This is a genomic window from Faecalibacterium sp. I3-3-89 (assembly GCF_023347275.1).
Classification (GTDB): Bacteria; Bacillota; Clostridia; order Oscillospirales; family Ruminococcaceae; genus Faecalibacterium; species Faecalibacterium butyricigenerans.
In genome coordinates this window covers 660,788-686,606 of record NZ_CP094468.1, presented here as the reverse complement: position 1 = coordinate 686,606, position 25,819 = coordinate 660,788, and the positions used below count along the sequence as shown (strand labels likewise).

General features: G+C 53.8%; 26 protein-coding genes and 4 pseudogenes. 11 read left to right on the top strand and 19 right to left on the bottom strand.

Features of this window, described 5'->3' with window-relative positions:
- The first annotated feature begins 180 nt into the window (after positions 1–180).
- The 5 genes from MTP38_RS03245 to MTP38_RS03225 are packed head-to-tail and all read left to right on the top strand — an operon-like array spanning position 181 to position 5,310.
- Complete coding sequence (locus MTP38_RS03245) at positions 181–1,236, top strand: LacI family DNA-binding transcriptional regulator (protein ID WP_249234250.1); 1,056 nt, start codon at positions 181–183, stop codon at positions 1,234–1,236.
- 17 nt (positions 1,237–1,253) lie between these two features.
- Complete coding sequence (locus tag MTP38_RS03240; RefSeq protein ID WP_249234249.1) at positions 1,254–1,904, top strand: YesL family protein; 651 nt, start codon at positions 1,254–1,256, stop codon at positions 1,902–1,904.
- Positions 1,891–2,508 carry a hypothetical protein gene (locus MTP38_RS03235; protein ID WP_249234248.1) on the top strand — a complete coding sequence of 206 codons (618 nt, stop codon included), beginning with the start codon at positions 1,891–1,893 and terminating at the stop codon, positions 2,506–2,508. The genes MTP38_RS03240 and MTP38_RS03235 overlap by 14 nt, the downstream gene beginning before the upstream one ends.
- A 36-nt stretch (positions 2,509–2,544) precedes the next feature.
- Positions 2,545–3,477, top strand: a complete 933-nt coding sequence (locus MTP38_RS03230) for a carbohydrate kinase family protein (protein WP_249234247.1) — start codon at positions 2,545–2,547, stop codon at positions 3,475–3,477.
- Between the two features lie 3 nt (positions 3,478–3,480).
- Positions 3,481–5,310 (top strand): amylosucrase, encoded by a 1,830-nt coding sequence (locus MTP38_RS03225; RefSeq protein WP_249234246.1) that lies wholly within the window; start codon positions 3,481–3,483, stop codon positions 5,308–5,310.
- A gap of 112 nt (positions 5,311–5,422) precedes the next feature.
- Here MTP38_RS03225 and MTP38_RS03220 read toward each other — a convergent pair whose 3' ends face one another.
- Complete coding sequence (locus MTP38_RS03220) at positions 5,423–6,121, bottom strand: LytTR family transcriptional regulator DNA-binding domain-containing protein (protein WP_249234245.1); 699 nt, start codon at positions 6,119–6,121, stop codon at positions 5,423–5,425.
- Positions 6,122–6,389: 268 nt separating this feature from the next.
- On the opposite strand from MTP38_RS03220, the gene MTP38_RS03215 reads away from it, so the two are divergent.
- Both MTP38_RS03215 and MTP38_RS03210 read left to right on the top strand, forming a co-directional pair.
- Complete coding sequence (locus tag MTP38_RS03215; protein ID WP_249234244.1) at positions 6,390–6,794, top strand: hypothetical protein; 405 nt, start codon at positions 6,390–6,392, stop codon at positions 6,792–6,794.
- Positions 6,697–8,748, top strand: a complete 2,052-nt coding sequence (locus tag MTP38_RS03210) for an alkyl/aryl-sulfatase (RefSeq protein WP_249234243.1) — start codon at positions 6,697–6,699, stop codon at positions 8,746–8,748. Before MTP38_RS03215 ends, MTP38_RS03210 begins: the two co-directional genes overlap by 98 nt.
- Positions 8,749–8,913: 165 nt before the next feature.
- Here the strand turns inward: MTP38_RS03210 and MTP38_RS03205 are convergent.
- From MTP38_RS03205 to MTP38_RS03125, 18 genes and pseudogenes are all read right to left on the bottom strand, one after another.
- A pseudogene (locus MTP38_RS03205) lies at positions 8,914–9,087 on the bottom strand (P-type ATPase); the annotation flags it as partial.
- A 103-nt stretch (positions 9,088–9,190) separates the two neighbouring features.
- Positions 9,191–10,297 (bottom strand): annotated as a pseudogene (locus MTP38_RS03200) (recombinase zinc beta ribbon domain-containing protein); the annotation flags it as partial.
- A gap of 106 nt (positions 10,298–10,403) precedes the next feature.
- A complete protein-coding gene (locus MTP38_RS03195; protein ID WP_249234242.1) occupies positions 10,404–12,131 on the bottom strand; it encodes an ABC transporter ATP-binding protein in 1,728 nt (575 codons plus the stop codon).
- A 3-nt stretch (positions 12,132–12,134) separates the two neighbouring features.
- Complete coding sequence (locus MTP38_RS03190; RefSeq protein WP_249234241.1) at positions 12,135–13,904, bottom strand: ABC transporter ATP-binding protein; 1,770 nt, start codon at positions 13,902–13,904, stop codon at positions 12,135–12,137.
- A 68-nt stretch (positions 13,905–13,972) separates the two neighbouring features.
- A complete protein-coding gene (locus MTP38_RS03185) occupies positions 13,973–14,728 on the bottom strand; it encodes a hypothetical protein (protein WP_005935769.1) in 756 nt (251 codons plus the stop codon).
- Positions 14,729–14,801: 73 nt separating this feature from the next.
- On the bottom strand, positions 14,802–15,779 hold the full coding sequence (locus MTP38_RS03180) for a helix-turn-helix transcriptional regulator (RefSeq protein ID WP_005935772.1): 978 nt from the start codon (positions 15,777–15,779) through the stop codon (positions 14,802–14,804).
- Between the two features lie 135 nt (positions 15,780–15,914).
- Positions 15,915–16,133, bottom strand: a pseudogene (locus MTP38_RS03175) (zinc transporter); the annotation flags it as partial.
- Positions 16,134–16,232: 99 nt separating this feature from the next.
- Positions 16,233–16,712 (bottom strand): hypothetical protein, encoded by a 480-nt coding sequence (locus MTP38_RS03170; RefSeq protein WP_249234240.1) that lies wholly within the window; start codon positions 16,710–16,712, stop codon positions 16,233–16,235.
- Positions 16,709–16,861: a hypothetical protein gene (locus tag MTP38_RS03165; protein ID WP_005935779.1), complete on the bottom strand. Its 153-nt coding sequence runs from the start codon at positions 16,859–16,861 to the stop codon at positions 16,709–16,711. Before MTP38_RS03165 ends, MTP38_RS03170 begins: the two co-directional genes overlap by 4 nt.
- Positions 16,862–16,905: 44 nt before the next feature.
- Complete coding sequence (locus MTP38_RS03160) at positions 16,906–17,397, bottom strand: hypothetical protein (RefSeq protein WP_156067042.1); 492 nt, start codon at positions 17,395–17,397, stop codon at positions 16,906–16,908.
- Positions 17,394–18,035 (bottom strand): GNAT family N-acetyltransferase, encoded by a 642-nt coding sequence (locus MTP38_RS03155; RefSeq protein WP_249234239.1) that lies wholly within the window; start codon positions 18,033–18,035, stop codon positions 17,394–17,396. The genes MTP38_RS03160 and MTP38_RS03155 overlap by 4 nt, the downstream gene beginning before the upstream one ends.
- A 6-nt stretch (positions 18,036–18,041) precedes the next feature.
- A complete protein-coding gene (locus MTP38_RS03150) occupies positions 18,042–18,824 on the bottom strand; it encodes an alpha/beta fold hydrolase (protein ID WP_249234238.1) in 783 nt (260 codons plus the stop codon).
- A 20-nt stretch (positions 18,825–18,844) separates the two neighbouring features.
- A complete protein-coding gene (locus MTP38_RS03145; RefSeq protein WP_249234237.1) occupies positions 18,845–19,447 on the bottom strand; it encodes an L-2-amino-thiazoline-4-carboxylic acid hydrolase in 603 nt (200 codons plus the stop codon).
- 6 nt (positions 19,448–19,453) lie between these two features.
- Entirely contained in the window at positions 19,454–20,086 is a 633-nt protein-coding gene (locus MTP38_RS03140) for an L-2-amino-thiazoline-4-carboxylic acid hydrolase (RefSeq protein WP_249234236.1), read from the bottom strand.
- A complete protein-coding gene (locus MTP38_RS03135) occupies positions 20,083–20,817 on the bottom strand; it encodes a DUF6796 family protein (RefSeq protein WP_249234235.1) in 735 nt (244 codons plus the stop codon). The genes MTP38_RS03140 and MTP38_RS03135 overlap by 4 nt, the downstream gene beginning before the upstream one ends.
- Positions 20,814–20,927, bottom strand: a pseudogene (locus MTP38_RS13695) (class I SAM-dependent methyltransferase); the annotation flags it as partial. The pseudogene MTP38_RS13695 and the gene MTP38_RS03135, both read right to left, overlap by 4 nt.
- Positions 20,920–21,405, bottom strand: a complete 486-nt coding sequence (locus MTP38_RS03130; RefSeq protein WP_249234234.1) for a hypothetical protein — start codon at positions 21,403–21,405, stop codon at positions 20,920–20,922. The gene MTP38_RS03130 and the pseudogene MTP38_RS13695, both read right to left, overlap by 8 nt.
- On the bottom strand, positions 21,402–21,584 hold the full coding sequence (locus tag MTP38_RS03125; RefSeq protein WP_249234233.1) for a hypothetical protein: 183 nt from the start codon (positions 21,582–21,584) through the stop codon (positions 21,402–21,404). The genes MTP38_RS03130 and MTP38_RS03125 overlap by 4 nt, the downstream gene beginning before the upstream one ends.
- A 1,028-nt stretch (positions 21,585–22,612) precedes the next feature.
- On the opposite strand from MTP38_RS03125, the gene MTP38_RS03120 reads away from it, so the two are divergent.
- The 4 genes from MTP38_RS03120 to MTP38_RS03105 are packed head-to-tail and all read left to right on the top strand — an operon-like array spanning position 22,613 to position 25,807.
- The gene (locus MTP38_RS03120; RefSeq protein ID WP_249234232.1) at positions 22,613–23,032 is read left to right on the top strand and encodes a DUF6921 family protein; all 420 of its coding nucleotides are present in this window, start codon (positions 22,613–22,615) and stop codon (positions 23,030–23,032) included.
- Entirely contained in the window at positions 23,020–23,559 is a 540-nt protein-coding gene (locus tag MTP38_RS03115; protein ID WP_005935830.1) for a hypothetical protein, read from the top strand. Before MTP38_RS03120 ends, MTP38_RS03115 begins: the two co-directional genes overlap by 13 nt.
- Positions 23,556–25,109, top strand: coding sequence for an FAD-binding protein (locus MTP38_RS03110; protein ID WP_005935834.1), 1,554 nt, complete (start codon positions 23,556–23,558; stop codon positions 25,107–25,109). Before MTP38_RS03115 ends, MTP38_RS03110 begins: the two co-directional genes overlap by 4 nt.
- Positions 25,106–25,807: a succinate dehydrogenase/fumarate reductase iron-sulfur subunit gene (locus MTP38_RS03105; protein ID WP_154276978.1), complete on the top strand. Its 702-nt coding sequence runs from the start codon at positions 25,106–25,108 to the stop codon at positions 25,805–25,807. Before MTP38_RS03110 ends, MTP38_RS03105 begins: the two co-directional genes overlap by 4 nt.
- The last annotated feature ends 12 nt before the right edge of the window (positions 25,808–25,819 follow it).

Sequence of the window (25,819 nt, the reverse complement as noted above, 5' to 3'; positions counted from 1 at the left end):
GCATTCGTACAGGTGCACAAATTCGAAAGTGCGTAAATATGCAAAATGATGATTTGCATTTTTACATTTGACTAATTTGTGCATTTGCACTATACTGGAGTCATAAAGAATACGAACCGTCACCAGACTTTATCTATAAAAGGATATCTGCCCCTATATTATAAGGAAAGAGGTTGACTTATGGCAACCAAAGTCACCATTCAGGATATTGCCGACGAACTGCAGCTTTCCCGCAACACAGTTTCAAAGGCCATCAACAACACCGGTGTGCTGGCAGATGCCACACGGGAGAAGATCCTGCGCAAAGCCGCCGAAATGGGCTATAAGCAGTTTGCCTATCTGCCGCTGTTTCAGGAAAACGCTGCAAAAGCAGCAGAGCCTTTCATTCTGCCGAGTGACAAACGGGAGATCGCCATGCTGACGACCCAGTTTCTGAGCAGCTCTCACTTTTCCTCCATGATGCTGGATCGTTTCCAGGCGGAAATCGACCATCTTCACAGCGGCATGACCATCCATCGCATTTCTCCCATAGAGCTGAAAGAGAAAAAACTTCCATCCTCTCTCAACATCCAGCGCACAGCCGGCATCATCTGCTTTGAAGTATTCGACTATGACTACGCACAGATGCTGTGCGATCTGGATGTTCCGCTGCTGTTTGTAGACACCCCTGTGATGGATATGCGTCCTCCTCTTAAAGCTGACCGCCTTTATATGGAAAACCGCATTGAGATCCAGCATGCAGTGGCCCACATGGTCCAGCGCGGCAAAAAACGCATCAGCTTTGCGGGGGATAAAAACCACTGTCAGTCCTTCTTTGAGCGTTATATGGCTTATAAGGATGCAATGGAGCACTTTGGTCTGACAGAAGGCCTGAGCACCTGTGCGATGCCATCTGGACAGCAGAACTATCCGGCATCCCTGTACGAAACCATACGTCGGTTCAAAACGATGCCGGATGCCTTTGTCTGCGCCAATGACTTTGTTGCCATGGATCTGGTCAAGGCATTGAATGAGCTGGGGTATTCGGTTCCCGATGATATCTGGGTCTGCGGCTTCGATGACAGTCAGGAGGCTTCCTACTTTGTCCCCCGTCTGACTTCGATCCATATCCATGAACAGATCATGGGCTACACCGCTGCCAATCTGCTTATGACCCGCATCGAAGAGCCATCGCTGAACTATCGCACCGTCTATACGGAAACCAACCTGATCCTGCGCGAATCCACAGGAGATTGAGCGAAAGGAGAACCCCCATGCGTGACCTGTGCAATACGGACAAGCCGCTGTTTTCTGTGCTGACGAAATTGACTTACAGTGCTTACCTGAACATCTTATGGCTCGTGTGCAGCCTGCCCATCGTTACCATAGGGGCTTCTACGACCGCACTGTTCTACGTCACGCTCAAAATGGCGGAAGATCGGGACGATGGTCTGACCCGGATGTTTTTTAAGGCGTTCCGGGAAAATTTTAAGCCTGCCACAAAACTCTGGCTTATCCTGCTGGCAGTCGGCAGTTTTCTGGCTGCGGATGGCTTTGTGCTGCGCCGAATGTGGAGCGAAAACATTTTCTGGACGCTGCTCACTGCAGTGCTTATTGGTGCGGCAGTTCTGTACGGCATCGTTCTGCTGTATACCTTTCCCCTGCTGGCACGCTTTGAAAACACCACCTTCGGCATTCTGAAAACAGCGTTTCTCGTGGGTGTCCGGTATTTGTTTTGTACCCTGCTGATGGCGGCGATCTATGGCATTATGGGGTACGTCATCGTGTTTGTGTTCACGCCTGCATTCCTGCTGGGCATGGGCTTCTGCGCCATGATCTGCTCCTTTCTGATGCTTCGGATCCTCTATCTGATCGGTGGAGACCCTGACGCAGTACACGAGGAATACGACCATGACAAAAACTGACCGGGATACGCTCCGCTCCCTCCATGGGTACAAAAAGTGGGAGCACATCTGGGCATATTACAAGCTGCCCATTGCGATCGTGCTCATCGTCGTCTATATCCTTGGCTATGCAGCCTACCGCCATGTGACGAAAAAAGAGGATGTGCTTTACCTTGGTCTGGTAAATATCACTGCCGGGTCTGATCTGACGGAACAGCTTACCACCGGCTTTGCCGAGGCGCAAGGTCTGACCAAAAAGCAACAGGTCAATCTGCTGTCCGGCTTGCTGCTCAGCGAGAGCGAACGCGCAGAGGAGCAGTATGTATATGCTTCGGAGATGAAGCTGCTGGGTGCAGTCAGTGCCCAGCGGTTAGATGTTGTTCTGATGGACGAATATGCACGGGACCGACTGTTGGCAGATGATTATTTTCTCGATCTGCGAACGCTGGATCCGTCTTTCCATGCCCTGTCGGGTCTGAACGCCGGTGGGACCGTGCTGGATATTTCGGATACGCCGTTTGTCAGGCAGGCAGGTTTTTCTGGCAGGGTCTATCTTGGGGTGGTGCAGAATGCACCGCACCCGGAGCGTGCAGCCGCTTACATTCATTATCTGTTCCAACGGTGATCGTTGGGTTTCACACCAAGAATAAGGAGAATTATCATGGACATTGTAACGATTGGTGAAGTTTTGATCGACCTGACCCAGACCGGCAAGGATGCGCGCGGCATTCCTCAGTTTGCCGCAAACCCCGGCGGTGCCCCGGCAAATCTGGCTGTGGCTGCTTCTAAACTGGGCGCACAGACTGCCTTTATTGGCAAGGTGGGTGCAGATGCCTTTGGCCGCTACCTGAAAGAGGTTCTGGCGGAAAACAAGGTGGATGTTTCCGGCATGGCGGTGGATGCAGACCACCCCACCACCATGGCGGTGGTCTCGGTGGATGCCACCGGCGAGCGGGATTTCAGCTTCTACCGCAGTGCCAACGCTGACGTGATGCTGTGCAAAGAGGATATTTCGGACGAGGCTCTGAAAGCTGCCAAAATCGTCCACTTCGGTTCTGTCAGCCTGACCGCTGACCCCTCCCGCACTGCCACGCTGGACGCTGCTGCCCGTGCTAAAAAGCTGGGTGCTACCATCACCTACGACCCCAACTACCGCGCCAACCTCTGGAAGAACAAAGAGGAGGCCATTGCCCAGATGAAAGCACCCCTGCCGCTGGTGGATATTCTGAAAGTGTCCGATGAAGAGCTGCCCCTGCTCACCGGCACCACCGACTGCGAAAGCGGCACAGCACAACTGGCACAGAACGGCATCCGGCTGATTTTTGTCACCTTGGGTGCAAACGGCGTATTCTACCGCTTTGGAGACAAGACCGGCCATGTGGCTGGCGTTCCCTGCAAGGTGGGCGACACCAACGGCGCAGGCGATACCTTCTTTGGAGCTGCTCTGTCCAAGCTCTGCAAGGAGGAGCTGGACACCCTGACGGTGGACAAGCTGGAAAGCATTCTGGCCTTTGCCAACAAGGCCGCCAGCATCACCACCAGCCGGCATGGTGCCATCCCCGCTATGCCCACCCTTGCAGAAGTGGAGGGCTGAACCATGGCAGCAAAACAGGAATTTGAGTCTCGGTTTGCCAAGCACAAGGACGAGCTGGAATGGCTGTTCATGGAGCTGTACCACAACCGGGAAGGGCTGGAGGTTCTGGAGCGGGAGATGGCAGAAGCCTACAACGCCCGCAGCGCTGAGCTGAAAGCACTGGACAAGGCACGCTCTGCCGACCCGGAGTGGTACAAGCGGGGCAATATGTTCGGCATGACCATGTACACCGACCTCTTTGCCGGAAATCTGAAAGAACTGGCAAAGAAGCTGCCCTACCTCAAGGCGCAGAAGCTGACTTATCTGCACCTGATGCCCCTGCTGCAGATGCCCCACCCTCACAACGATGGCGGCTATGCGGTGGAGGACTTCGACACCGTAGACCCGGCCCTTGGCACCAACAAAGATCTGGAAAACCTGACCCGTGAACTGCGCAAGGCAGGCATCAGCCTGTGTCTGGATTTTGTCATGAACCACACCGCCAGCACCCACCGCTGGGCGATAGCGGCAAAGGCGGGCGACCCGTGGTTTCAGGCCTATTACCATCTCTATGACGACCGCACCATCCCCGACCAGTACGAGCAGACGGTGCCGCAGGTGTTCCCCAACACCGCGCCCGGCAACTTTACATGGTGTGAGGAGTTGCACAAGTGGGTGCTGACCACCTTCCACGACTATCAGTGGGATCTGAACTACGGAAACCCGGCGGTGTTCGTGGACATGACCAAGAGCATTCTGCACCTTGCAAATCTCGGTGTGGAAGTGTTCCGCATTGATGCCGTGCCCTACATCTGGAAGCAGCTGGGCACCACCTGCCGCAACCTGCCGCAGGTACACACCATCGTGCGGATGCTCCGCATGGTGCTGGAATGCGTCTGCCCCGCTGTCGTGCTCAAGGGCGAGGTGGTCATGGCTCCCAAGGAGCTTGCCGCCTACTTCGGCACCCCGGAAAAGCCGGAATGCCATATGCTCTACAACGTATCCACCATGGTCAACCTGTGGGGCGCCCTTGCCAGCCGGGACACCCGACTGCTGAAAGCCCAGCTGGATGCCCTCCACGCCCTGCCGGACAACTGCTGGTTCGTGAACTATCTGCGCTGCCACGATGACATCGGCTGGGGTCTGGACGAGGCGGTGGAAAACCGGCTGGGCATCGACCCGCAGAAGCATAAGGAATATCTGTACCACTTCTACGAGGGCAATTTCCCCGGCAGCTGGGCAAAGGGCGAGCTGTACAATTACGACCCCGCCACCGGCGATGCCCGGAGCTGCGGCACCACCGCCAGCCTGTGCGGCGTGGAGCAGGCACTGGAAAAGGACGACAAAACCGCACTGGACTACGCGGTGAAGCGTGACCTGCTGCTGCACACTGCCATGGCGTTTTTGCAGGGCTTCCCCATGCTGAACTGTGGCGATGAGATCGCTCAGCTCAATGGCTGGGATTACAAAAATGACCCCGACCGTGTGGAGGACAGCCGCAATCTGCATCGCAGCAAATTCAACTGGGAAGATGCCAAACAGCGCACCCAAAAGGGCACGCTGCAAAACCAGCTGTGGCAGGGTATGGAGCAGCTGCGCCAGATGCGGGCAGACCCCTGCTTTGCCCCGGATGCGTGGGTAACAACTTGGGACAGTCACAACCCCGGCGTGCTGGCGCTGGTACGCAAGCGTGGCGAGGAAACGCTGGTGGGACTGTTCAACTTTACCGAGTACCCGGCAGGGGCCAGTCTGGACGCGCTGGGCGGCAAGTATCACACCCCGGAGGGCACTTCCGTCTGGCTGGCGGATGTGGAGCTGGAGCCGTATCAGGCGCTGCTGGTAAAAAATAAATAAGCAAAACCAGATTCATTGCAGGGATTTGGACATTTCAAAACAAATCAGGGAGCAGCTGTGACCTATGCTGCTCCCTGATGTGTTTTTTGTGGTTCTTTTTAATGTGTCACCGTCACGGATCTGTTGCTTGCAGCACGCAGGCACAATACCCCGGCTCCGGCTGGTAACAATGGATGGTCAGGTATTTATCCGCCTCCGGGCTGTAATCGTGAAGCGTGTGCTTTGTGCCGTTCAGCGCCACATCTGCATACGATACCAGCCACTTTTTATCGCCATTGGGGAACACCTTGTAAAAAGAGCGATCCAGCATTTCTTCCACTGGCACACCCTCGATATTTGCCATTTCTGCGTTGCAGTAGCGGAAGATGAAATCCACACCATGCCCATCCTCATTAAAGACCAGCTCAATGACGCAGAACGCCAGCGGCATATCGTCCAGCAGGCTGCATTTTTCCAGCAGGCTCATGTTCATGGAGTGGGGCTGTGTGTCTGCCACCCCAATCTCCGCACGCAGGCGGCGATGGTCGCGCATTCCACGCTTGCGTCCCTGAAAGGTGCGCCCGTCGGACATGGTATAGACCCCATCGTTGCTGATATTTACGATCTGGCTGCGGCACACTGCGATCCCTTTGCTGATGTTCAGAAACCGGTCTTCCGGCAAAATGGACAAGACGCTGTGCAGCGGAGCATACAGCGCAGCTTCCTCCCCGTCCATGCGGTGAACAACCGTTTTGCGGTCGCTGCGGTAGAGATACAAGATGTTTTCTGGGCAAAGGTCATTTTTCTGAAACCACTCATGCAGATCATTCATCGCCATACTCCTTTGTCAGTTGGATATGTTTAGTATAGCATACCTCCGTGCAGAGCACAAGAACAGCTTGATTAAAATTCACTTCAACGGAGTTTTTACCAATTTACATCGTGCGTTTTTGTCAATATTCACATTTTTAATGTCGAAAGTGCAGAAGCCGTTGACTTTCGAGCATTTCCTGTGTATTCTGTAACATAGAAGGTCAAATGGTTTTTCGCAAGATGTATGAAGCACATCAAACGAGAGGTCTGACAGGAGAGCTTCCACTATGAAAATGGCTCGCCGAGATTTTCTGAATGTTTCCACTGCGGCTGCGGTGGTATGCGCAGCCGTGCTTCTACCTGTGGAGAAAGCCGCAGCAACACAACAAATGATGGCGGCGCAGGAACTTCTGGAACAGGCGTATCTGTACGCCTTTCCACTGGTTCTGATGGATGCGACCCGAAAGGTTTCAACCCACACAGAAACACCGAACGGTATCCGTGCGCCGATCAACCAGTTCTGCCACGCGGAAAAGCCGGCAGACGCCCACGGTCTGTGTAAAATAAGTCCAGATATAAAGGAGGCAAACCACCATGAAGATGACTCGCAGAAACTTTCTTTCCACTTCAGCGGTTGCGGCGTTAGCCTGCGGCGCATCCCTGACCGCGCACGCAGCAGGCAGTACCGATGAAAACAGTCTGAACTTTATCACAGACATTTTCAAGGACCCCACCCAGCCGGGGGAGGTCGAAGGCGCAACGACCCGAACCGCAGAAAAAAATGCAGAGTGGTACAGCAAACTGGATTTTTCCGACCGGCGGGAACTTGACAATGCAGCACGTGGCCTGCTGGACAATCAGGAAGGCAGGGTCATCTACAACGATGACGGAACAACGGCATGGGATCTGCAAGGCTATGGGGATCTGGACCGTGATGCGCCGGATACGGTCAACCCGAGCCTGTGGCGGAATACCCAGCTCAATGCCAAAGCCGGTCTGTTTGAAGTATGTGACGGCATCTATCAGGTGCGTGGCTTTGATATGGCCAATGCGACCTTCATCCGCACCAACAACGGCTGGATCATTTTTGATGTCCTGATGTGCAAAGAAAATATGCAGGCAGCAAAAGCGCTGATGGAAAACCGGTTCGGACCGCTGGATGTCAAAGCTGTGCTGTACAGTCATAGCCATGTGGATCACTTTGGCGGCGCAGAGGGTGCGATCGACCGGAACGATGTAGCGGACCCCAGCCTTTCCATCGATAAACAGCTTGCCTCGGGCAAAACGGTCATCCTTGCACCGGAAGGATTTTTGAAACACGCCATCAGCGAAAACGTCTATGCCGGCATCGCAATGGCCCGGCGTGCGCAGTATCAGTATGGTACGGTGCTGGAAAAAGGGGAGAAAGGAGCGCTCTCCATCGGCATCGGCATGGGACAGTCTACCGGTCAGGTGAGCCTTATTGCACCGACCTATGAGATCGGGGAAGATGTTCCAAAGCTGACCATCGACGGGCTGGAGATTGAATTTCAACTAACCCCCGGCACCGAAGCCCCTGCCGAAATGAACGCCTATTTCCCGAAGTACCGTGCCCTCTGGATGGCCGAAAACTGCACCGGCACCCTGCACAACCTCTACACTCTGCGTGGCGCACAGGTGCGGGATGCCAACGATTGGGCGAAGTACATCATCGAGGTTGACCAGCGCTTCTGTGACAAGACCGACGTGGTGTTCCAGAGCCACAACTGGCCGCACTGGGGCGAGGAGATCCATGAATATCTGCTGAATACGGCAGCCATCTATAAGTTTATCCACGACCAGACCCTGCATTACATGAATCAGGGCTATACCTCCAACGAGATCGCCGCCATGATCTCGCTGCCGGATGCCCTCGAAAAAGTCTGGTATACCCGCCAGTATTACGGCACGCTGCCGCATAACGCCAAAGCCATCTACCAGAAGTATCTGGGCTGGTACGATGCGAACCCGGTCAACCTGGACCCGCTCCCGCCCAGCGATGCCGCTAAGAAGCTTGTAGAATATCTGGGCAGCACGGAGCTGGTGCTCTGCAAGGCAAAAAAGGACTATGCAAAGGGCGAATATCAGTGGGTGGCACAGATCACCAAGGAGCTGGTCTTTGCAGACCCGTCCAACCAGAAGGCACGCAACCTGTGCGCCGATGCGCTGGAGCAGTTGGGTTATCAGGCGGAATCCGGTGCGTGGCGCAACGCCTACCTGATGGGTGCGGCGGAACTGCGGAACGGCAATCTGTCTGGGCGGGCCCGCACGGCGAATGGTCTCACCAACAGTATGCGAGCAATGACGGTTTCCATGCTGTTGGATTATATCGCCATCCTGACGGATGCCAACGCTGCACAGAATGATGACCTGACCCTGAATCTGACCGTAACGGATGAGAATGAGCAGTTCTATGTCACCCGCAAGAACGGCGTGCTGCTGACCTATCCCGGCGAGAATCGCCCGGATGCGCAGGCGTCCGTTACTTGTCGGCGGCTTCAGTTGTTTGCTCTGATGACCGGTCAGCAGGCAGGTCAAGTCCAGATCAGCGGCGATGCCACAGTCCTGAAACGCCTGCTGGCGTATGCCTCCAAGTTTGAAAAGACCTTCAATGTGATCGAGCCGTAAAAACGGCTTCTGATCTCGGGATATGTCAAGAGGGCTGTTGCAAAATAGCCCAAACGAAAAAAATGAGATAGACTTCCCCGAAAGGGGTTGCCTATCTCATTTTTGTTGTAAGCTGAAACTGCAATGAACCAACTACAGCATAAACAGTATACAGGAAAGGGCGGCATAGCGGTTGGCACTGCCCTCTGCCTTGACCACAAGAACGCATTCGCCCTCTTCCACCACTGTTCCGGCGTAGACGGTGGCACCCATGATCTTGCGTACCGGCATAGATTCTCCGGTGCGGGCGGCTTGGTTCACCATGGCTTCGCTCTCCAGTACCATGCCGTCCAGCGGTATCGGCAGCATGGATGACATCCAGGACTTGTTCAAGGAAACCATTGCCGAATTCATGGAGAATGGTCTGCGGCATTCCAGTGCGACCTACCCATGCAGAGGATTCCTATGAAAACGCCAACCGTGCATCGCCCGTGCAGACCCCGATTTTGGGGATTACACAACAAAAAAGAACGCAAAATTTTACGATTTGACGCTCAAAATCCGGCGTACCTCGCGCACTCATATCCGAACTTTTCTCTGCTTTTACGGCTTCCCCAAAAGCGACCGTTTCCGTACCTTCCTTATAATTAAAGGTAATGAGAACCTTATCATCGTAGAGATAGATGGCATTGATGAAGGTATCCACCAGTGCCTGCCGCTGCTCCGGCTGGGTCATATCCAGCTTACGGAAACGGAGCAGCCAGAACCGGACGAATTCTTCTTTCATCTTCGGCTTGGCCAGCCGTTCTTCTGCAATGCGGGCTTGCAGTTCCTTCCGCTGTTCTTCCAGCGCTTCCAGCCGCTCCTTGGTGGAGCTGGTCAGAATGCCCATCTGGATAGCGTTCAGCATATTAGTGATGCCGGTTTCCGTTTCCTTCAACTGCTTTTCGTAGATAGGCAGGTCAGTGCTTTCCTGATTTTGCAGCTCCATGACCTTGGCAATGATGGCATTCATGGAAGCATCATCTTCCACCAGCTTCATGGTTTCGTTGACCACCAGATCTTCCAGCCACTGTTTCCGCACGGCCTTTTTATCGCAGGTCTTTTTCTTCTTGGCAGCAGCACACTTGTAGTAGGTATACATTTTCCCGGTGTGGCTGACACCGCTTTCTCCGAACATCAGTGCACCGCACTTGCCGCAGTACAGCTTGGTGGTGAGCAGATAGCTTTCCTCTGCCTTATGACGGGCAGGGGCTTTTTTGTTTTTCGCCAGCTTTTCCTGCACCTTGTTGAACAGGTTCGCGTTTGCGGAGCGCAGTGCAGCAATGAAAGCCCCAGTGGGGCTTTTAAGCGACAGAACGGTCTTGCGTAGCAAGATGGAGGGGCCTTACCCCGACAAGTTCACCTGACACCAGTGCCGGGATTGCATTGGGCTGTACCACATCCCGCAAACGCAATTCGCCGATGTACCGGCGATTACTCAACATCCGCTAATCGTGTTATAGGACATCTCCCCGCCCATCGAATTTTTGATGTTGTGCGCCTTCAACCAATCCCGCAGGTCAGTCATCAAAGATGCCACGTTCGCTGTCCTTAATCATCTGCTGGAACTGCGGGCGATTATCCGTTTTTTAACCGAATGCAATACTTTTTCCAAATAAAAGCCGCCATCATTCTCAGATCGTCCAGTTCTGGCTTGCCGACTGCAGATCCACCATGTGGGTGTACAGTCCCTTCCGGGCGTACAGCTCTGCCGGGCTGCCCTGCTCGGCCACGATGCCACCCGACAGCACCACCACCTGATCCGCACCGGCTACGGTGCGCATCCGGTGGGCGATGATGAGGACGGTCTTGTTTTTTATGAGCCGGGATAGTGCCTCCTGAATGGCAGTTTCGTTTTCCACATCCAAGCTGGCGGTGGCCTCGTCCAGCAGGATGATAGGCGCATCCTTCAGAAAAGCACGGGCGATGGAAATGCGCTGACGCTCGCCGCCGGAAAGAGCGCATCCATTCTCGCCGATGTTGGTGTTCCACTTGTCCGGCAGCTTTTCGGCAAATTCCTCGCAGTTTGCCAGCTTTGCCGCCGCCAGAACCTCCTCGTCGGTGGCCCCCTTGCGCCCCAGACGGATGTTTTCGAGGATCGTGTTGTCAAACAGGGTCACATCCTGAAAGACGATGGAATACAGGCTCATGAGCTTTTCCGGGTCTATTTGGGAAACCTCCATGCCGCCCACGGTGATGCTGCCCTTCTGATAATCCCAGAACCGTGCTGCCAGCCGGGAAACAGTGGTCTTGCCGCCGCCGGAGGGGCCCACCAGTGCCGTGACCTCGCCCTGCTTTGCGGTAAAGGAAACATCCCGCAGAACCGTCTCGCCAGAGTTATAGGCAAAGCCCACATGGTCGAACACGATATCGCAGCCCTGATTGGTCAGCTGCTCGCTGCCGGTCTGGACTGGGTATTCCAGAATCTCATTCATCCGGCCCACGTTGGTGCGCATGGCAATGACGGCTGCCAGATTCTGCAAAGCGCCCTGCATAGGATCGTACATCCGGGAAGCTGCCATCAGGAACAGAAACAGGGTCAGTACGTCGATACTGCCCTGCACCAGCAGCACTGAGCCGGTGAGCGCCACCGACGCAATACCCAGCTTGAGCACCATGCCGGCGGAGGACACAAACAGCGCTGTTTCCAGTTCTGCCACAATAGACTGCTTTTCCACTGCCCGAATTTTGTCGGAAAGGCCAGACAGATACCGCTGCTCCGCATTGCTGGCTTTCAGGTCCCGGAGGGTCTCGATGTACTCCTGAATGCCGTCCGCACAGGCCATTTTCGCCGCCATGGTCCTGGCCTGCACCTTATCCTGTACCCGATAGCTGCCCACCACGATGGCAGCGGATACCGGAATGACCCACAGAGCCGCCAGTGCCATCCGCCAGTCGAACGCAAACAGGCTCAGGGCAATGAGCACGGTGGAGATGAGGGAGCCGAACAGACCGGGGATGAAGTGGGAGCAGTCCTTTTCCAGTACCTCGCAGTCTGCCATGATGGTGCTGGTCAGGTCGGCAAGATCCCGCTTGCCAAAGAAGGACAAGGGCAGCTTGCGCAGCCGCTCTGCAAGGGTCAGGCGGCGGGTGCCGCTCTCTTTATAGGTAGTAAAATAGGTGCCGTTGTACTGGAACCATGTGGTCAGCAAAATCAGCACAAAGCAGGCAACGCATCCCACCAGATAAAAGGTGCTTCTCCCGCTCGTAGAGCCTGCCAGCAGGTCTTTTACCAGAAGATACAGCAGCCCGGTGGGCAGCATGAACGCCATGTTCTGGAACGCACAGGCCAGAACGCCCTTTACAAGCCCCTTTGCGCCCTCCGGGGAGCTGGCTGTGGCGTGTTGAATTTTTTCGATCATTCCTTACCCCTCCTTTGCGACCTTCCACTGCACCGACGCCTGATACTCCTGCCACATCCGGGCAAACAGACCGTTCTGCGCACACAGTTCGTCCTTTGTGCCGGATTCCACAATCTGCCCATCCTGCACCACATAGATGCAGTCGGCGTTGGCGACGGTGGACAGGCGGTGTGCGATCATAATGACCGTTTTGCCCTTGGCAAGCTGCGCAAATGCAGCCTGCACTCTGGCTTCATTGTCCGGGTCGGCAAAAGCGGTGGCCTCGTCAAGCAGCAGGATAGGCGCATTTTTCAGCATGGCGCGGGCAATGGCAATGCGCTGCTGCTCGCCGCCGGACAGATACACGCCTTTTGTGCCAATGACGGTATGGATGCCCTCCGGGAACTTTTCCACGATATCCATGCACTGTGCAGCTTTCAGCGCCGCCAGCACCTCGGCTTCGGTGGCCTGCGGCCTACCCAGACGGACGTTGTCCAGAATGCTGCCCTTGAGCAGGCGGCTGTTCTGGAACACAAAGGAGATGGTGTCCATCAGTTCTTCCTTGGGGATGTCCCGCACATCCGCTCCGCCCACCCGGACGCTGCCGCTCTGCACATCAAAGAACCGGCAAATCAGGTTTGCCAGTGTGGATTTGCCGCCGCCGGAGGGGCCAACGAAAGCCACCATCTGACCCGGCTGAATTTTCAGCGAAACGCCCTTGATAACATCCGTTTTGCCATCATAGCTGAAATGCACATCCTGCAGCGCGACAGAGGAATCCTTCGGGTGCTGCGGAACAGCCTGCACCTGCATGGGTGCTGCCTCCAGCACCGAGTCGATGCGTGCCAGCACATCCGCCACAACGAGTTCATTTTCGCTCATGTACATGATGCGGGTCAGGGTCAGGGAGATCACCGGCGTGATGATGATATAGAACAACAGGTTCAGCAGAAATTCCGCGGTCACGCCGTTGGCCGTGAACAGCAACCCGCCTGCGATCAAAAAGGCAAACACGCCGTTGACGGCAGCGGTGTAGAACATCATGGGCAGGCGCAGATCTTTAGTGTAGGAGATGACCCATTTTTCGTATTCGTCAATGGTGGCCTTGAACTTTTTGAAGGAAAATACCGATTGTCCGAAGGTCTTGACCACCGGGATGCCCCGGACGTATTCCACTGCCTCGTTGGACATCGCCTCCAAGGCGTTGCCGTACTGCCGCATTTTTTCAGCCATCCGCTTGCCGGTCATGGTCGCCATGATGAGAAACGCCAGCACCACCGGCGCAAGGCTCAGCAGACCCAGCCGCCAGTCGAACGCCAGCAGCAGCACCAGCAGCCCCACCGGGGTGGCGATGGCGTTGTACTGGTCGGGCAGCTGGTGGGCCAGATAGGTCTCGGCGGCTCCGGTGCTCTCGTGGATGATCTTGCGCAGCTTGCCGCTACCGAAGGTCTCGGCAAAGCCCAGCGGCAGCACCGCCAGATGCTCTGACACCGCCAGCCGCAGATTGGTCGCCACCCGGAACGCCGACAGGTGGGAGCACATCAGTGCCGCAATGTAAATGAGGTAGGACAGCACCGCAAACAGCACTGCCATCCAGCCGTAATGGGGGATGTTCACCGCCTGCGCATAGTCTGGCGCGGCGTTCAGCACATCCCGCAGGATCTTCCAGATGTACACAAAGGGCACCAGCGCCACCAGCGCACTGACCGCAGACAGCACCCACGAAGCGTAGGTGAAATATCGGTAGTTCCCGGCGTAGCCCATCAGCCGGGAAAAGTCCGATCGTTTTTTCAATCAAATCACATCCTTACCGTAATATTGCCATGCGTACCGCCTGACATGATCGGGTGCGCATGTGCCGTTTATTCTGCCTCAGACAAATTTTCCGTGACGAAAAGTTCAATGACATTTTCCATAGTTGCCTGATCATAGTCCTCTGCGATGGCGGCAGCATTCCAATAAGCATAATTTCCTTCATACCAGCTCTGCAGGTCGTCGAGATCCTCTGCATAGCGGAATTCCAGATGATACGTCGTTTCCATCGTATCGGGCGCAAAGGCAAAGTAGGTAAACTCCCCGGAATCCGCATCCTCGCTCTGGTAGAAGAGGAAGCTGTTTTCATTGTCCACATCCAGTTTCTGGTAGGTGTGTGCAAACACTTCCTGTCCTTGCGCATCCAGACCGGTGATGGTGTCGCCATTCATCACGAATTTTTCCACGCCGCCCAGAAAATAGCAGTTGAACGCCGTGCTGTCCGGATCTGCTGCATATTTTTCAACAGCCTCCTCGCCATACGGCTCTGCCATGCACATTCCCAGCAGCATATCCGTAGCCGATTCCGCATTGTCCTCGCCTACCAGCGGAGTCGCAGCGTCGATCCACAAATTCCGGTATTCACTCTTTGCCATCTCCGGGAACAGTTCCACATAAGTCCCGCTGATACCAGACAGATAATCCTCCGCATCCATTACCTGACTTGCGGAAGCCGAAGAAGCCACCGAGGAGGAAACGCTGGATGCCGAAGACGCTGTGCTTGCGCTCTGCTGGCCGCAGCCGACAGCAGACAGCAGGCAGACCGCAGACAAGGCCACTGCAACAAATTTCTTTTTCATCATCATATGAAAGTACCTCCGGTTTTAAAGTAAGTTTGTTCTAACCGCTCTGTACTTTAGCATATTTTTCGGCCGTGGACTACTCCATTCTGATTTCCCTGCTCCGTTTTGCGAGTCCATTTGCGTGGGTGCGGTACTGCGACGGGGTCGTTCCATATCGTTTCCGGAAAGCCTCCGAAAACTTGCTGGCGTTGTCATATCCTGCATTCTGTGCGATCTGCGTAATGGGCTTTGCGCTCCGGACAAGCTCTACGGCAGCCTGTTCCAGACGGTATTCCTTGATATAGTGGTATACTGGCACACCGTAGACCTGTTTGAACATTTTTTGCAGGTGCGAAACCGAGATCCCGTGTTCTTCTGCCAGCTGCGCAAGGGAGACATACCCCTCCCGGTTTGTCAGAAGGTGATCCCGGAGATGGTGTGCTAGTTCGGTCTGTTCGGTAGAACAGTACAAGTCCGTTCCTTCCTCCTGCGGAATGCGGCTCAGCAGCATCAACAGCTCCACCACCTTGAGCCGCAGGAACCGGAGATCCATGTAGGGCGCATTTTCGTACAATTCCCGGAAAACGTGCTCACAGCGGGGTCCTGCCGTACCGAACATGAACCATCGGTTTCCCAGAAGATTCTGCTTCAGTACCGCAAAATCCACCGAAAAGCCCGGTGCGTTCTTCTCAAGCCAGTTCTGAGCGGCTGCTGGATCAACTTCCAGACACAGCCCTTCGTAACAGCCCAGCGGGAACCGTGACTCTGAACGTGTTCCATGCCGTCCGTCGTAGCAGCTGACGGCCATATCCCCCGGCTTTAGCAGAACGCTATCACGCATGGAAAAGCTGGTTTCAAAACGGCCATTGATGCAGAAATTGATCTCTATCATACCGATCTGCGTGCGGATTTCCGTATAGGTCTCCATCTCCAGCCGCAGCAGCATGATCCCCACGCCATCAAACAGCCGGTAATAGTGAATTTCTCCACTTCCGGCCGCATTTTCAAAGCCGCCTGTTTGTCCGGGATTATAGGGAGTGACCCCCGTTTTGTCATGAAAAATGATATCAATCATACTGTTTATTCAATCCGATCTCCACAATCCGTCTTTTGCAGGGCTTGGAATGGCAGCTGTGGTCAACTGGCAGATCTCTGTCTTTCATATTTTTCCTTTCTTCGCCCCTTGCATCGCAATTTTCTCAACCATGCGCTATCCCAGTGCCACATCCAGTACCATCATCACGCTGAAGCCTACCGCAAAAAACACCGTGCCGACGTTAGAGTGCTGCCCCTGCGACATTTCCGGGATCAGCTCCTCCACCACCACATACAGCATGGCTCCGGCGGCAAAGCTGAGCAGATAGGACAAAGCGGGCACCACAATGCCTGCCGCCAGGATCGTCAATACTGCCCCGATCACACCGAGAATGTACCATCGAATCAGCTTTTTCGGTTTCTCCGTCTTCATCTTTTTTGCCTCCGATTGCAGTTCATGATTCTGCTTTTCATTTGGGCAATTTCCAACTTCTTAGAAAATCAAATGGACAATACCGCCGACAATTGCCGCTCCCGCAACCCAGATCAGCGCCAGTATGCTTCGCTTTTTCAGCACCTGCCTCCAGGTCTGCACGAACGGCGCATCTTCAAGCCCTGGCAGCACCCAAAACTGGCTGTGCCCGACCCATAGCTTGTCGATTATAACGCCGTCATAGATATTCATGACCTCAAGAAACAGCAGCGCCTGCCAATAGACCTCACCAAAGGAGGAAGCCCCGTTCCACAAACCGATGATCAGCACAAGAGCAGCAAGCATTACGATAAAGAACAGTATCATAAAGCATTTTCGTTTCCGGTTCATCGTATTGCGGTCGATCAGTCCCAGTTCGATGGCGCGATCCTGCACCTCCTTGGGATAAAAGTACAGTCCATTGACAGCACCGCCGATCACAGCGATTTTTACCATTGCGGTAAACAGCAGACAATAAAGCAGCAGTTGCAGTACGATCATTGTTTTTCTCCTCTCAGTCTGCGTGCGAATCGAGCATCTGGCATCATCGCGGTGTAGCGGATTCCTTGTTTTCCCTTATGCTGAAGCTGCTGGATATGGGCTTCTGTTGTTTTTCTTTTTTCATGCAGGACTTTTTTTATCACACGCATAGAAAATCTCTGCCTCCCAAAACTATTGCTTCTGTCACACGTCCTCAAAGCAGTGCGCAAAGCCACGCTGCCACAGCGGAGGCGGGAATGTAGATCACAAAGTGCCGGATATGTGTTCGCTTGTTATAGCCGAACATATGCGGACCGACCACGCCCTTCAGCTCCGGATAGAAATGCGGAAAGAAATTGGAGTGACACAGCAGCACCCAGTCAAAGAAAATGATGTCGTAGATCTCCATGGCGTAGAGCACGGCGAGAAACCGCACAAAGAAGTCCAGGAAGCCGAAGCCGTTTCTGACGCCGTCCCATACGCTTAGTGCCGCCGCAGCGAGAAAAAGCAGGATGGCAATGATCTCAATCACCCAGCCGATACTATGTGCGCCGGGAAATCGTTCCTTTGTATCGGGGATTGCGTCCAGATTTTCCTTTGGTGCGGATGAGAAAAAACGCTTGTCCTGAATGAAACCCACCCCGCCGTATAAAACAAGAAAGTATGCCAGAAATACCATGAGCGTTACAAGAACCGTGATTTTCATTTTGATGTTGATGCCTCCGTACTGACAGACTGCTGCTTTTCCGCGTCCGGTTTTTTGATCAGGTCATACAGCTTTCCAAATTCGCCGATGTCCCGCACTCCGGCAAGTTCCATGCCCAGATGGACATATTTGTCGCACTTGCTTTTTGCATCCGTTTCCAGGATCACCGGCACGCCCAGCCGGTCGCCCTCAGCAAAGGCAAGGTCCAGCACCTTTCGCATATAGCCCTGCCCCTGATACTGTTCCCGCACACAGACAAGTCCAACGAAAATGTAGGGTTTCTTTTCCTTGTCCATGCGGTCTTGCAGGGAAGCCCCGCCCCGCTTGATGGCAATACCAAATTGCAAAAGGCGCTTCAGGGTGGAGTTGTGCAGCATTCCGCAGGCGATGGGCCACATCGTCTTGAGTCCCATCTTCTCCTTTGGCAGCTTGTAGGCGATATATCCCTCGCCCCGCTCGCTGGTGGTGTGCAGAAAGCCGCCCCGCAGCACCCCGCGCACATAAGCGCAGATATAGTTTGCCGTGGCTTCTTTCCCGGAAAAGGCAGCGGACATTCCTGTTTCCTCTTCATAGTCATAATAGCCGAAGGCATGGCCGATATCACGGATGGATTTTTCGTCTAATGTTGTAACTTTCATTGTATTTCACTTTCCTGATCCTTTAGCACATCTCTCTGTCCCGCCATCCGTCAGAAAGCGTTCCAGCTCCGATGCAAGCAGCGCCGGATGATTGATGATCTCGCCATGGCCGAAACCGGGGAAACAGCGGACGATCAGGCTCGGATATGCCGTCCGCAGCCGCTGGATGGCCTTTTTCATGTGCCCTTCTTTTTCTCCGTACCAACAGGCGACCTTTGCATCGGGCTGTACCAAAAAGTCCGTTCGATAGAGATAAAGTCCTGCCTCCCAAGTGGCCCGGACGGATTCCAAACTGATATGATCCGGGATACGGCGGAGCATAGTCTGCATTCCCTGCTCCGTCTGCCCCATAAAGCGCAGTGCCCATGCAGGCATATACTTTTCGTGTGCCGTTCGATATTGCTTTTGCGGCATGACCTTCAAAATCAGTCGATTCAGCACTCCGAAATCCAGATACTCCGGCCCGCTGAGGATCATCCGATCGATCTGAACGGTTGGGGAAGCCTTCAGAAAAACAGCCGGTCCGCAGCCCAGCGACTCTGCAAAAAGCAGATCCAGCCGTCCGTCAAGCTCTTTCTCAATATAACCGGCCAACTTGTCCGCCTGATTCTGGGCGGTCGTGTAGGTTGTTTTGCCTGTTCCGTCAAAGCCATCGAAGCTGACGGCATACACGCAGAATTTCCTTTCCAGCAGCGGGATCAAATCCTCAAACTGCTGCCAGCACATAAGATTTCCGTGCAGCAGCATCATGGTCTTTCCCTCTATATTGCCGAATCGTTTGATTTCCATACCAATCTGCCTCCCCGCTATTATCTGACCTTCATGCAAAAATCGCAGCGGTCATTTCCGTGCCCCAGCGTCATGCTTCTCTCCCAGATCAGCTTCGGATGCAGCCCAGTATAGCTGATGTCATCACTGTCGCAAAAGCAGCGGCACAGCTCCGGGCAGCCGTATTCTGTGCAGGTGTCGTGATAGGGACACTTCATCATATCCACACGCCAGACGCCGTTACCGGTCTGCAGTTCTTTTGGGGCAAAGCCCGCCGCCGGGCCGAAAACGCTCCGGGTGGATTTGACGAAAACGCCGGGAACAAGGCGGTAAAGCCCCGGTATGTGCAGCAGGGCGGCAAGCTGTTTGTGGCTCGTTCTCGCCAGCCGCTCCACATAGCCGTGAACGGTTTGCAGTGCTTCTTCTTTCGGCATGACTCGCTGCAAGGTTTCGTAGGCCGCAATGCCCGGCAATATCTGCCGCTTGAGGTGGTATTGCTTTTCCTTGCTTGCATCTGCATTTTCAGCCAGCAGCGCACTCAGGCGCATATCGAAAGCGGTGTTCAGTTCCTTTGCCTGCGCGGGAAAGCGCAGTGCCGCAGTCTCCCGGAAATCACGGGAAAGATAGGTTTTCTTCCTCTTCATCGTCCGTTACCCTTTCTTTTTGTACCCGCAGTCGCAGTAGGATCCGCCGGAAGCAAGGGTATACTGCCGCACAAAATTTGTCACACCGCCTGCTTCGCTCATGGTGTAGTCCAGATGGCACAAAGCAGGGGTCAGGTCATACAGCCCCAGCTCCTTCATCAGCACACAGATGCCGCACTTGGTAAAGCGTCCTTCGTAGCCGCTGCCGTCAGGGTATTCGTAAAATTCCATGTTCCACGAGTAGGGGTTGCGGTCGGCGGCTTTCAGAGCAGCAGTGGCCTTCATGGCGGCAATATCCTTTGGGGTAAACTTGCTTTTTCCGCTCTTGCGGCAGAACCACTGCATGGGCTTTGTCATCATAGATTTTGCATAATACTCCGTCAGCCGCTCCACATCCGGGTGCTCCGGCATGGAGAGAATAAACGCACCGATCATCGCGCAGTTGACGAGGTTCATCTTGAACCGGTCGCCTTTTTCAAACTCCGGTAGCCTGCGGATGATCTGCCGGTATTGCGGCTTTGCTTTTTTGGTAATGGCTCTTGCGGTGTCTGCATCATAGCCCAGCACAGCGGTCAGCTGCTTTTGAAAGGAACCGGCAAACAGCATCCACATTCCAAAGGGCATACCCATGTATTTCATTGCACGGTCTCCTTACATTCTCCGCATTTTGCCTTCTCCCGAAGCAAAACCAGCCCCAATACCAAAACCAGCAGGTGTCCGGCGGATTCCGTGCCGTGATCGATCTGATCCAGCGGCCACGGCAGAAGCGTGAAGAGATTTCCCACAATCCCCGTAAAAACGATGGGGTTGCAGAAGGATGCCAATATCCGCTGTGCCGTCGTTTTGAGCGGGAGCATCCTTTTCCAGATCATAACGAGCATCACGACAGAAAGAAGTACATCACACAGGATATATGCTGCCAGCAGCGGCGCGGCGTTGCAGTAAAACACCTTGTTGGCAATTTCAGCTGCCGCCTGCATATCGCCGTATTTCTCAAAGGTAAACTTGAAGATCAGCGCCACATTCATGAACATAGCATGAACATAGCCCCAGCAGACCGTGCCGGTGAGATAGGCAATTTGAAACAGCTTGACCCATTTCTGCTGCTTCGGTTGGGTGAGGCGTTGCTTCAAAAGCTTCCACATCTGGTGAAAACCGATGTAATAGAGTGCCGTTCCGAGAACACCGCAGATGATGCTGACCACCATGCGCCATGTTGCCATATCAAGATAGGCGACCTTGACCATCAGCCCAATGGATTCTGTGCTTTGGCTTTTCCCGGTCGCCGCAAACAAAAAGTCGCCGATCACATATAAAAGGCACCCAATCATACCTGCGATGAGTGCTCGTTTTTCTTTGCTCATTTTCATTGCTTGCCTCCGAATTCGATTTTCACGATCTGCATTTTCATCCCGTTGTCCCCGACCCTTGCGAAGAAGCGGAAAAAGCTGCTGACAGAAGGGTCTTTCCGATCACTGTACTGTCATCATTGCCGCCAGCACCATCGCTATGACTGCCATGCCCACCGTGCCGAACAGCCACTTTTTCGCCTTGTCCTTGGCGGTAATATAAGGCTTCAGATCTTCTGTTCCGGGGATCGTCCATGCGTTCGTGTGCCCCACCCAATAGCCGTCAACCAACAGGCGGTCCATGAGATTCATAACGGACAAGATGACGAGTAACTGCCAGAAACCCTGAACAAAGCCCTTTGCACCGTTTATCCCATAGACACAGACCAGCACATAGCCGATATAGCCGGGAATGCAGACTGCTTTGAACAGCAGGCTGTTGCGTCGGATGCGTTCCGGACTTGTAAGCCCCAGTTTTACGCACCGCTGCTGCACCGCCGGGCTGTAAAGATGCACCATCCCAACAGCCCCCTTACGGATGCCCGCAGCGCAGATCAGAACCAGCAGAACTCCCAACCCAAGACCTTCCAGAATCACTTGTAAAATCATTCCCTGTTCCTCCTGTATCCGTTTTCGTCCCGGTATTCGGGATGTTCCTTTAAGTATGGATCCTGATCGCCGCAGATGGTGTAGTCGCACTTACAGCCATTTGCACAGGTGGTCGTCCGCACCAGCCTTGCGTGAAGCAGTTCCATCGCTGCAAAATCCACATTGCACAGGGCGGGCATACGCTCCTTCTCTATTTATTTTCCACCTGTAAATAGAAGAGATATATTTCTTCGTATAGGGCAGAGTTTTGAGTTAGGCAAAGCTAACTTTCCATTCTATAAAATGCCGCTTCTCCGCGGTCCTTCTGCCAAAATAATACGCCCTGCCGTCTCCTCTGTCAAGGAGTTTAGTCATTTTCGGAGATTTTGAAAAAGATTTCGTTATTGGAGCTTCCCCTGCGGCATAGAGGAGGCAAAACGTTTCCCGCATCGAAAAAATTTCGCCTCTGTAAACTTGTCTGTTTCTGCTTGACAACGCCCGGTGGGAGTGCTATTTTTACTTCGTGAATTTGTTTTACCTAACCATCTGAGGGGTTTTTCCCCTGCATTTTTTTGCATCGATTGTTAGACAATGGTCAAAAATGCAACATCCTGTTGCTGCCGGCAATAGAAAGATCTACCGCAGACAGAAAATGGGGGTTGTTCTGATTCACATAGCGTATTTTTTCCTAAAGCTACAAGATGTGTCATACTTTTCTTGCTTCACTTCAATAAATTTTTCAAAACCCTCTTGACGCATTCTACATGCCGTGGTATTTTTCTTGTAAGTCCCACTGGTTTTGTGGATTGGTTACAAGTCATCCACAAGATGTGGTCGTGTTCATTTTGAACACAGCCACAGAAAGTGGTTGGTTATCACCGTGAGACCCACCACTTCAGTGAGGGAAAGTCCGCAAAAGAATTTACCGCCCCGCAACACACCCGATCAATTTTGCCGCCGATTCACCCGACAAAATCATCGCTGCGCTGCGTGGGCGGTATTTTTCTTTTCTGGGAACTTGTCAGGGCAAAGTCCTTCCATCTTGCTGTGCAAGACCGTTCCGTTGCTTAAAAAACCACTGGGGCTTTCATTGCTACGCTACGCTTGCAAACGCAAACCGTACCTTGAAAATTTCATAAGCCGTCCGAACGTGATACCGACTTTTCGTCAACGCCGCTGCACAAACAGGGGCAGGAACTTCGTTCGGATCAAACGGTGACCCCCTTACATGAGCAGCACCACCTCTACTTATTTTTGCGTCTTAACAATTCGGAAACATTTGTTGAAAATCAACCCTGCGCTGGAACCGTTTTCCGATGCGGATTTCCGGAATGATCTGAAAGCATTTGTTTCCGGTGAGACAGAAGTCCTTTCCGATGCCGGACTGCCGCACATGACGCTTTCGGTCTGCGAAACAGACTATCCCTTGCTTTGCTATGCAACGGCTCTTTGTGAACGCCTGACTGCTGCCGGAGCAGATGTCACGTTGAAGCAGTACAGCGAAACCATGCTGCGTTCCCGTGCAATCAATGGGCGGTATCAACTGCTGCTGGTTTCGGAAAATACGCTTGATGCAACAGCATTGCCGGATGCAGACATCCTTCTGCTCTCCGCAGAAGAAATGGAGGACCCCTCATGCGAAAACTGAACACCATTCTCTCCGTTCTGCTACTTTTCATCTGTCTGCTTCATGGGCTGATGGGCAGTTTTATGTTGCTGGGCATCAGTTCCGGGGCAGGAAAGTTTCTGGCATGGATCGGCGTTGGCATTCTGGCGGCGCACACCGTCCTTGGGCTTTTGCTGACCGCACAGACATTCCGGGCTTCCCGGTCCGGCGGAAAACTCTACGGAAAGCAGAATGCTCTGTTCTGGGCAAGGCGCACCAGTGGGCTTGCTATTTTACTCATGCTCTTTTTCCATATTGGCGTGTTCGGCAGAGTGCAGGATGGCGTATACATTCTGTTTCCGTTCACAACGGTCCGGCTGCTGACGCAGCTTTTACTGGTTGCTTCGGTATTTGTGCATCTTCTGCTCAATCTCCGACCCCTTCTGGTATCGCTGGGCATCGTCCGGGATAAGGAGCAGCGCGGCGACCTCTATCTGATTCTTTCTATACTGGTGCTGTTTGCTGCCGGTTCGATCATTCTATATTATATCGGGTGGAACAATGTATGAAACACACTTTGGTGATCGTGGGTGCAGGGCTGGCAGGGCTTTCCGCTGCTTTGACTGCTGTGAAAAACGGCTGGACGGTAAAGCTGGTGTCCTCCCTTGCCTCCGAGCGGGCGCAGTCTGTTATGGCAGAGGGCGGAATCAATGCAGCCTTGAATACCAAGGGAGAGGAGGATAGCCCGGAGCAGCATTATACAGATACCCTGACCGCTGCCTGCGGACTTGCTGACCCGAATGCAGTCTGGGGGATGACGCAGGCTGCGTCCGAACTGGTGCGCAGCCTGCACCATCTGGGAGTACAATTCAACGTGACAGATGACGATGAACTCGACCTGCGGAATTTTGGCGGACAGAAGAAAAAGCGGACGGCCTTTGCACAAAGCGATACGGGAAAGCAGCTAATGACCGCTCTGATTGATGCTGTGCGCCGGGAAGAAAGCGCAGGAACGGTCGAACGCTTTCCACACCATAAGTTCCGCACCCTGCTGCTTTCCGGGAACATCTGCGGTGGCTGCACAGTGCAGGACACCTATACTGGCGAACTGCTGCGGTTTGTATGCGATGCCGTCCTGATTGCCACAGGCGGGCTGCATGGCTTATTCGGTGATACGACCGGCTCTCTTGCCAATACCGGAGAAGTCACCGCAGAACTGTTCCGTCTGGGCGTTCCGATGGCAAATCTTGAAATGATCCAGTACCACCCTACCACGGTCGAACTGGGCGAAAAACGGATGCTTCTGAGTGAGGCCGCCCGTGGTGAGGGCGGGCGGCTGTTTGCATTACGGAACGGGAAGCCGTGGTATTTCATGGAAGAAAAATATCCGGAACTCGGCAACCTGATGCCGCGTGACATCACCGCGCGGGAAGTCTGGACGGTCAGCCGTGACTATGAGGTGTTCCTTGATATGACAGAGCTTCCTAAAGAAGTCATGGAGCATAAACTTGCCGGACTGGTGGATGATTGTCAGACCTATCTGCACAAAGATATTCGCAAAGAACCCATTCCGATTTTGCCGGGTATCCACTACTTTATGGGAGGCATTCAGGTGGACGAGCGGCACCGCACTTCGATGCGGAATCTGTACGCTGCCGGTGAATGCTGCGCTCAGTACCATGGCGCAAACCGTCTGGGTGGAAATTCTCTTCTGGGTGCGATCTATGGAGGACAGATTGCTGCGGAAACTGCCTGCCGGGAAACAGTCAGTTCCCCCAATATGCCCTGTGCCGAAGAATCCCTTCTGCCCGAACTTTCCCCGGACGCTCAAATGCAGATGAATCGTATTCTGCTGAACGCACTCGGTGTCGTGCGGGATGCACAGACATTGGAAGCGGGCATTCAGGAAATCCGCAAACTGTCTGGCACCCTTCCGCTTCTGGGCTGTGCCATGCTGGAAAGTGCCCTCGCCCGAAAAGAAAGCCGGGGTGCGCACTGGCGGGCAGATTATCCCCAACGCAACGATGCCGTTTACTGCAAAACCACCGTGGCACACTGGAACGGGCAGCATATCGCCATCAGCTTTGAATCCATCCCCGAAAGGCGGCATGATTTATGAACTACACCATCCGAATCAAACGGCAGGAAAACCCGCAGGCTTCACCCTGCTGGCAGGAGTTTTCCTTTGAGGGAAGTGCGGACACCTCGATTGCTTCGGTGTTGAACGAGCTGAATCACCGCAGCCCTCTGTGCGAAAAGAGCGGAACGGTCGTTTCCCCCATTGCGTGGGAATGCGGCTGCATGATACGCAAGTGCGGTGCCTGTGCCATGCGGATCAATGGTCTGCCTCGTCTTGCCTGTTCCGTTTTTCTGCGGGACTGTAAGGGAAGCGTTGTTACTCTGGAGCCTTTGAGCAAATTCCCACTGGTGAAAGATCTGGTCGTAGACCGTTCCGTGATCTTTGAAGCACTGAAGCGGACAAAGCTGTGGCTGGAAGGAGATGCGTTCCAGACCAGCTATACGCACAGCCAGCGGTATCGATCTGCTAAGTGTCTGCTCTGTGGCTGCTGCTTGGAGGTCTGCCCGAACTTTGACCCGAACAGTGAATTTGCTGGAGCTGTTCTGCCCGTCAACGCTTACCGTATTCTGAACGAAGAACAGGATATTGCCCATCGGACAGAACTCGCAAATGCGTATCGTCAGCTTTATTTTGAAGGCTGCGGAAAATCTCTTGCGTGCCAGGACATCTGCCCAGCCGGAATCCCGGTCGAAGAACTGATGTCACGTTCCAATGCCGCAGCGGTCTGGAAGCGATAAAGTGTAAAAGGG